This is a genomic window from Okeania sp. SIO2B9, from assembly GCF_010672505.1.
Taxonomy (GTDB): Bacteria; Cyanobacteriota; Cyanobacteriia; order Cyanobacteriales; family Microcoleaceae; genus Okeania; species Okeania hirsuta.
This window is the reverse complement of record NZ_JAAHGK010000276.1, coordinates 1-6,817: the sequence shown is the minus strand read 5'-3', so window position 1 is coordinate 6,817 and position 6,817 is coordinate 1. Positions and strand designations below refer to the sequence as shown.

The 6,817-nt window shown below is 36.8% G+C and carries 7 protein-coding genes; 3 read left to right on the top strand and 4 right to left on the bottom strand.

Annotation, left to right across the window (positions count from 1 at the left end; genetic code table 11):
* Positions 1–17 precede the first annotated feature (17 nt).
* Together F6K13_RS12015 and F6K13_RS12010 are read left to right on the top strand one after the other, a co-directional pair.
* Positions 18–152, top strand: a complete 135-nt coding sequence (locus tag F6K13_RS12015; protein WP_287287459.1) for a hypothetical protein — start codon at positions 18–20, stop codon at positions 150–152.
* A gap of 255 nt (positions 153–407) precedes the next feature.
* Positions 408–1,298: a GlcNAc-transferase family protein gene (locus tag F6K13_RS12010; protein ID WP_124143743.1), complete on the top strand. Its 891-nt coding sequence runs from the start codon at positions 408–410 to the stop codon at positions 1,296–1,298.
* A gap of 163 nt (positions 1,299–1,461) precedes the next feature.
* Here F6K13_RS12010 and F6K13_RS12005 read toward each other — a convergent pair whose 3' ends face one another.
* Positions 1,462–2,001 (bottom strand): Uma2 family endonuclease, encoded by a 540-nt coding sequence (locus F6K13_RS12005; protein WP_287287457.1) that lies wholly within the window; start codon positions 1,999–2,001, stop codon positions 1,462–1,464.
* A gap of 419 nt (positions 2,002–2,420) precedes the next feature.
* Between F6K13_RS12005 and F6K13_RS12000 the strand changes: the two genes are divergently transcribed.
* Positions 2,421–2,546, top strand: a complete 126-nt coding sequence (locus tag F6K13_RS12000) for a hypothetical protein (RefSeq protein ID WP_275670302.1) — start codon at positions 2,421–2,423, stop codon at positions 2,544–2,546.
* A 43-nt stretch (positions 2,547–2,589) separates the two neighbouring features.
* On the opposite strand, the gene F6K13_RS11995 is transcribed toward F6K13_RS12000, so the two are convergent.
* The 3 genes from F6K13_RS11995 to F6K13_RS11985 form a co-directional block, all read right to left on the bottom strand.
* The gene (locus F6K13_RS11995; protein ID WP_124143745.1) at positions 2,590–3,270 is read right to left on the bottom strand and encodes a hypothetical protein; all 681 of its coding nucleotides are present in this window, start codon (positions 3,268–3,270) and stop codon (positions 2,590–2,592) included.
* 366 nt (positions 3,271–3,636) lie between these two features.
* Complete coding sequence (locus F6K13_RS11990; RefSeq protein WP_124143746.1) at positions 3,637–5,547, bottom strand: transketolase C-terminal domain-containing protein; 1,911 nt, start codon at positions 5,545–5,547, stop codon at positions 3,637–3,639.
* A gap of 1,032 nt (positions 5,548–6,579) precedes the next feature.
* A partial coding sequence (locus F6K13_RS11985; protein WP_353735656.1) for a hypothetical protein occupies positions 6,580–6,817 on the bottom strand: 238 nt, incomplete at its 5' end.

Genomic DNA, 6,817 nt, shown 5'->3' with positions numbered 1-6,817 from the left:
CTCACTGAAATTACGGCATGAATAATTTCAGTGAGGCTAGTCAAAGTGTTATTGTGAAAAATTTTTATGTCTTTTGCGATCTAGATCAATGGTATAGTGTTACCTCTTGTGGATCTACGGATGTTGAAGAAAATAATTGGAGCTATATATAGAGATAGGTGGCTTTTAGTATGGAAGAAGCTCTTTCTAGGCGTAATTTTCAAATTTCCTTTTTGTTGTGGCATTCTTTTTTATCGTTGATACAATATCAAATTGGATTTAGCTTGTAATTTTTATAAAAAAGTAAAAAAAGTCAAAGTTTTTGCTTAAAGTAGGATTTGAGTATTTAAATAACTGGATTCTGATTTGTTCTATCTAAAGTAGTAATAGTTTAAACAACATAATTAAGATGGCTATAAACAAATTTTATGGATAGTATTTTTATTCAAATAGTTGCCTATCGCGATTTAGAATTAGTCCCAACAGTAGAAGAAGCGATCGCCCATGCCACTCATCCTGAACGCCTCACTTTTGGCATTTGTTGGCAGTATGGTACGGATGAGGAAAAGGACTATATCAGCAAACTTAAAGGTATTAAAGATTGTCGTATTATTGCAGTGCCTGCTTCTGAAGCTCGTGGCGTAGGTTGGGCGAGGTCTTTGGTACAAAAGTTGTGGCAAAAGGAACGTTATACTCTACAAATTGATGCCCACATGAGATTTTTACCTGGCTGGGACATAGAATTGATTAAAATGCTGGAAATGTGTCCCAGTGAAAAACCTCTTTTGAGTACCTATCCTCCTGCTTACAGACCTCCCAGGGAATTGGTTGGGGATACGCCAAGTCGGTTAGAGGCAAAGGAGTTTGGAGATCCTGGTATTTTAAGTTTGAGAGCAATAGGCGATTTGAGTAAATGTAGTATTCCACAACTAGGAGCTTTTGTTGCTGCTGGGTTTATTTTTGCAGATGGGTTAATTATTGAGGAAGTACCCTACGACCCAGATATTTATTTTACTGGAGAAGAGGTGTTATTTGCTGCGAAAGCTTGGACGAGGGGATGGGATATTTATCATCCAAATCTTAGTGTTTGTTGGCATTTTTATAATACTGGTAAAAAACGGGTTGTACATTGGGAAGATCATCAAGATTGGTGGGTACAAAATAAGATATCTGAATCTCGTTTTCGTCAGGTTTTGGGAATGGAAACTGCTACGGAAGATTTTGGGATTTATGGTTTAGGAAATGTCAGAAGTTTGGCAGAGTATGAAGCATTAGCAGGTGTGAGTTTTCAGGAACGTTGGTTTATTCGTTTTATTTAGGAAGGAAGAAGGAAGAAGGGAGAAGTTAGAAGTCAGAAGTTAGAAGTTAGAAGGAAGTTAGTCAAGTACAAAGGTGAAAATTTTTCGCTTTGTTGGAAATATGATTTTCTCCTGACTCCTACCCTGACCAAAAGACTTTTTCACAGCAAACCCTAATTAATTCTCAAGCTAATAAATCATCTACTGCCACACTAAAACCTATTAAAATTTTTTGAGTAGTAACAACCTGACCAGAAGTAAACATTAAACCTTGATTTTCAGTAACTATTATTATCCATTTACTCTCAGGAAAAACTAACCAAACTTCTTCGCCACCAGATTCTAAATATTCCTGAGCTTTTAAAAAGACATTTTCAGCTAAATCTGTAGGAGAAATAATTTCTGCACTTAAAGGAAAACTCTGAGGCAAAGTAGGATAATTTCCATATTCTGAAACTAACTCAGGAGTCAGATAAGCAACATCAGGCGATCGCCCTTGTTTGTTAGTACGACAAGGTACATCTGTATAAACTTCTCCACCTTGTTTACTGGCATTTTTATAGTTATCCCAATAACGACCGAGCTTCAATTGAATTTTTCCATGTCTTAATGTCATGGCGTTTTTTTCTATTAATTTGCCGTCTACCCATTCCATTTTTTCAGGAGGGTTTTTTGTGAAGTCTTCTAAGGAGATATTCTGATTTATAAGAGTAGAATTTATCATAGTTTAAGAAGGAAGAAGTAAGAATAAGGAAGAAGTAAAGTAAGGATATCGCTGAGAAACTCTGTGAATTTTTTTTAGGGAATGAAAAAGTAAGAAGCAAGAATATGAGATTGTATTGATAGTAGAGTTGAGCATTAATACCCAAATCAAATTATCAAATTATTGTGCTATTTTTCGTCTGTTTAAGGTTTAATGGAATTGGTCGTTATCGTAGTTTTACTTATCCTCAAATCAAACAAGTAGTGAGACTTTTTATAGGAGTCAGGAGTAATATCATGTGCTGTGTATAACGGCTTCTTAAATTGTTCCAGATGGACAAAAACTCTCCACTAGAAATACCATTTAAGATTGGTTCTTCTTTAACAAGGCGTACAACAGCCTTATATCATCTCCGGTTGAACAGTTATAAATAAATAACGATGGAGGAGTCAGGAGTCAGGAGTCAGGAGGGAAGAAAGAAGAAGGAAGAAGAAGAACTGGAGTTGAAAGAGAAAGTTTTTATCACTAATTATCCGGACATGATATTACTCACTGCACCCGAATAATCGACAAGGGTTTGATCAATATCAAAGAAAATAAACTTAATACTCATTTAACGAGAGAATTTGCTAATTCACTATAGTAATCTCTGTGGTGAATAGAATCCACTGTAATTGTTTTAATCTCGATAAATTTACTAATGCGGTTATAAAATTCAAATAGTTTATTTTGCCAATTTAAGTAGTAGATACTTACTTGCTCATCATTTCCTACTTTTTCCAGATACCGAGACCAGGCGGCGTTTCTATAAAGTTTAGTAGTAGCTACAGCTTGGTTAATCAGAGAATCTGGCAATTTCAGAATTACTACCGAGAATCCTAGTTCTTCTAAAAGTTTATAAATATTCCTAATTTTGAATTCATCCTCAGAGGTTGAATCCCATAACTCCAAGGTTTTTAGGTTGGCATAATGACTACCTAGAAACCTTTCTAGGATAGAGTCAATCATAGCATTGCCTTGATTCTGATGAAATTTACTACCAGATTTCCAAGAGGCAATGCTTTCCAACTTCTCAACAATGTGAGAGGCCAAATCAATAGTAGCTTGTGCTGTTAAGATTCCCTTGGCTTTTTCATCTTCTAGGACCCGTTCGGTGTAATGTTCACTAATATAAACCTTTGTTCTAGAAGAATGTTTCGTCGCTAATACCTTTTGCAACTCTGTAATTAATGTGGTTTTACCAGATGCTACAACTCCCTCAAGAATCCAGCCATTAATCTGCTTTACCATAATATTATATCATGTTCCCCCTCCGGGGGAGCTACGCTAACGGTTGAATACTTATAAATAACTTAGCGAGAAGTCAGGAGTCAGAATTCAGGAGGGAAGAAAGGAGAAAAATCAAGATAATTTCAGTATTTCAAGATAATTTCAGTATTTATTCGGTACTGTCAGTTCTGAAATTTTATTTATAACTGATTATCCGAACATGATATTACTCCATTAGACTTGTTGGGAATTAAGCCGAAAAATTGCTAAAACCCTTATTAGTCAAGGTTTATAGTGTTTTTCAAGCCTCAAATCCTGAAAATATTATATAGTAAACTTTTCAGGCTTTTGAATTTTTATTTCCCAACAACTCTATTTAAAAGAAAATTAACTAGCTAATTCTTTAACCTTACTCATAATACCTTCAGGATCGATCCCTTGATGAGGGAACTGTTCCCATAGACCACCACAACCTTCTTGGTGAGTAGCTAGATAACCAAACTTAGGAGTCAGACTACGTTCCAATAACCAAGAACCGAAACGACTACCCAAACCTGTACGACGGTTGAATGCTTCAACAACCAATACAAAAGGAGCAGCACCAACTTTCTGCAACATATCTTCGTCAATGACGTTGAGAGTAGGTTTGTTAATCAAACCAACATCTATTCCTTGCTGTTTCAGACGTTCCACTGCATCAAGAGAGCGATATAACGCATCACCAAAACTGACAATATAACCTGCTGTACCTTCCCGGATAACTTCATCTTTCCCAGGAGTAAACTTATAACCTTCACCAAAGAATTCTTTACCATTGCTGTCTAACAGAATTGGTACTTTGGAACGAGTGGAGAAGATAAACCGCATTCCGGTTTGAGTAAATACTGCTTCCACACAAGCTTTCATTTGGTTCGCATCAGCAGGGAAATATAAGCGAGTTTCATAACCATCATCAAGACCGTTATCGGCAAACATATTGTTGATGCCAAAGTGACAAGTATTGTCTGCCATGTCATCTATACCAGCGTGGGAGAAGTGACACAAAACGTTGGAGTTGTTCAACCGCGCCATTGTAATTTCAGAAATACACATTTCTAAGAAAGCACTGAATGTGGCAAAAATACCTTGTTTCCCTGCTTCCATACCAAACCCTGCAGCAGCAGAAAAATTACCACGCTCCATGATGCCACCACTAATAAACCGCTCTGGAAAAGCATCATGAATTTGTTTGAACCCACAAGAACCTTCTAAGTCACTGTCAACAAATAAATGATTTTTGCGTTCCTCTTCACTCATACCTTTGAGGACAGATACCACACTCTCACCAAAGACATTCCGGTTAGAACCAACTTTATCACTTACACCCATGAAAGTGTAGCTTTGCTTTGGTTTTTCAATACCCTTGAGATAGTTAACTGCTTCAGTTCTACCTTTTGCTTCTAAATATTCGATCGCTAACTTTAGAGGAATCACATCATGTCCGTGGGTAGAACCTTCTAGACCTTCGATACCCACACTCATTTTCCGCTTATTAATCACAGCGATCGGACCTTCAGTTATAGCTGCTTGACATATTCGTTGATACAGACCATCTAAATCTTCCCCATCTCCTTCAAGTACGGTTAAGCCATGACCTGTTAAAGTTTTGTTGAGGTTGTAACCTTTTAAATAGTCGGAGGGATGACCCGCAATAGTAACATCATTATCATCAATTATCAATTTAACATTGAGATTTTGTGCTACTGCCATTCTAGCTGCTTCAGCATCGTTACCCTCTTGCTGGGAACCGTCGGAACCTAAGCAAAAGACTAATTTATCAGGATTTGCCATTGCCACACCGTTGATATAAGGCCACATATGACCTAATCTACCGGAACTGAACTTTACCCCTGGAGTAAATCCTAATTCTGGGTGTCCTGGTAAATGAGAATTAGCTGCCCGATAATTTACCAGACGTTCCACAGGAAGTTCTCCTGCTATAGCTGCCATTAAGTATTGAGTAGCCACACGGTGTCCAGCTTCATCAAAGAAGATAGGTACAAATTTTTCGGCTGCACCTCGGAAAAAGGCATCTAAAATCATAACTTCGGGTACTGTGTCATAAGGGCCACCTGTATGACCTCCTACTCCTCTAGCAGCACCAGTAGCGGTGAAGAAAATTATAGTATCACGGCAAAGTTGAATATTTGCTTTGAGTGTTTCCCGTTGTTCGTCTGTGAGAGTTGGGTTAGTGGGGTCGAGAGAAAGTGGTTTATAGCTTCCTATGTCAATTGGAAATGGTGCTGTAGTAATTGTCATGGTTAATAAGAGTGATAATATTTATCTATCGTTTTATGTATCTGTGTCCATGATTTATTTCATACCTATGATCAGGGATAAAATGTTTATGGGCAAAGAATTAAAGAAAGCCTACCATAGTTGGTGAGTTTTTTAATAATTATTTTATTTTTTTACTAAGGGTGCTTAAGACTTTAAAATCTACTGTATAGAACCCCTAAGTGGTATCTTCATAAATACTAAGTTTTTTAGCTAGGAGACAGGAGACAGGAGACAGGAGACAGGAGGTAATACCATTTCTCAAAAGTTTTGCTATATCTCCTAGGAAGTAGGGAGTAAGGAGTGGGGAGTAGCTAGTAGGGTTCAAAGGCATAAGATATAGCGCTGTGCGCAGGGAACAGGCAACAGGGAACAGGGAACAGGGGGAATAAATTGCCGATCATATAAGACTTCTAGCTCTTTTGCCCCTACTACAATTTGTAAATATACCAGCGCTCATTGCTATATTTTGTATTAATGCCGATAATCCTCTACATTCATTACTGAATCATTATTATTACTTAATAACTGAAATTGCATCGCAAGTATAGTATTATTTTTGGGAATTGGTATAACACAGAAGAGAGAAAAGGGAATATGTGGGGAGAAATAATACAAAAAATTCAACACACCAACAGAAGATTTTTCCTCAAAATTGATGCGCAAAAATACTTGAATACCATAATTATATAGCAATCAAATGGGTTCTATAAAAAATTGAGTTTGTAGGTTGGGTTGACAAAGGAAACCTAAAAAACGCATCTTTATTGTTGGGTTGTGAATCACACTTTTTCCTTTTCTTTGGAATGCTACGCAAACGAATTGAATCTTTTTTTTCTGAGTGTTGCGCTATAGTCGTCTCACTAAATATTTGGACTTTGGACAAAAAGCAAAATAGTTAGTGTAATAATTACGCTAATCATATCTGGCAATGTTCCTCTGTCTCCAGTGAATTTAATCACTGAAAAATAGAAATAATTGAGAGTGATCGCCGACGGGGATGCCAACTTTTAGTTATTTTCGAGAATTTTTGTTCCCTTTTGTGATAACTTGATGACGAGTTCTTGGTGTTTTTTTATATCCTTTAATACCTCCAGAAGAATAACCTCGACGTTTGGGAGATGTAGCCATTGTTCCCAAAGTTGAAATTATTCTATAAAAGTCTCTTTGAACTAAACTGGGAGTAATTTTAACTGATTTCTTATTCTTCAAATACTGTTCCCAATGATGGGGTAAAACAACAGCTAAATTC

Coding starts and splice junctions, on each gene's coding strand:
- F6K13_RS12000 (WP_275670302.1), top strand. CDS start 2,421: ATGGAGGAGTCAGGAGTCAGGAGTCAGGAGGGAAGAAAGAAGAAGGAA.
- F6K13_RS12015 (WP_287287459.1), top strand. CDS start 18: ATGAATAATTTCAGTGAGGCTAGTCAAAGTGTTATTGTGAAAAATTTT.
- F6K13_RS11995 (WP_124143745.1), bottom strand. CDS start 3,270: ATGGTAAAGCAGATTAATGGCTGGATTCTTGAGGGAGTTGTAGCATCT.
- F6K13_RS11990 (WP_124143746.1), bottom strand. CDS start 5,547: ATGACAATTACTACAGCACCATTTCCAATTGACATAGGAAGCTATAAA.
- F6K13_RS12005 (WP_287287457.1), bottom strand. CDS start 2,001: ATGATAAATTCTACTCTTATAAATCAGAATATCTCCTTAGAAGACTTC.
- F6K13_RS12010 (WP_124143743.1), top strand. CDS start 408: ATGGATAGTATTTTTATTCAAATAGTTGCCTATCGCGATTTAGAATTA.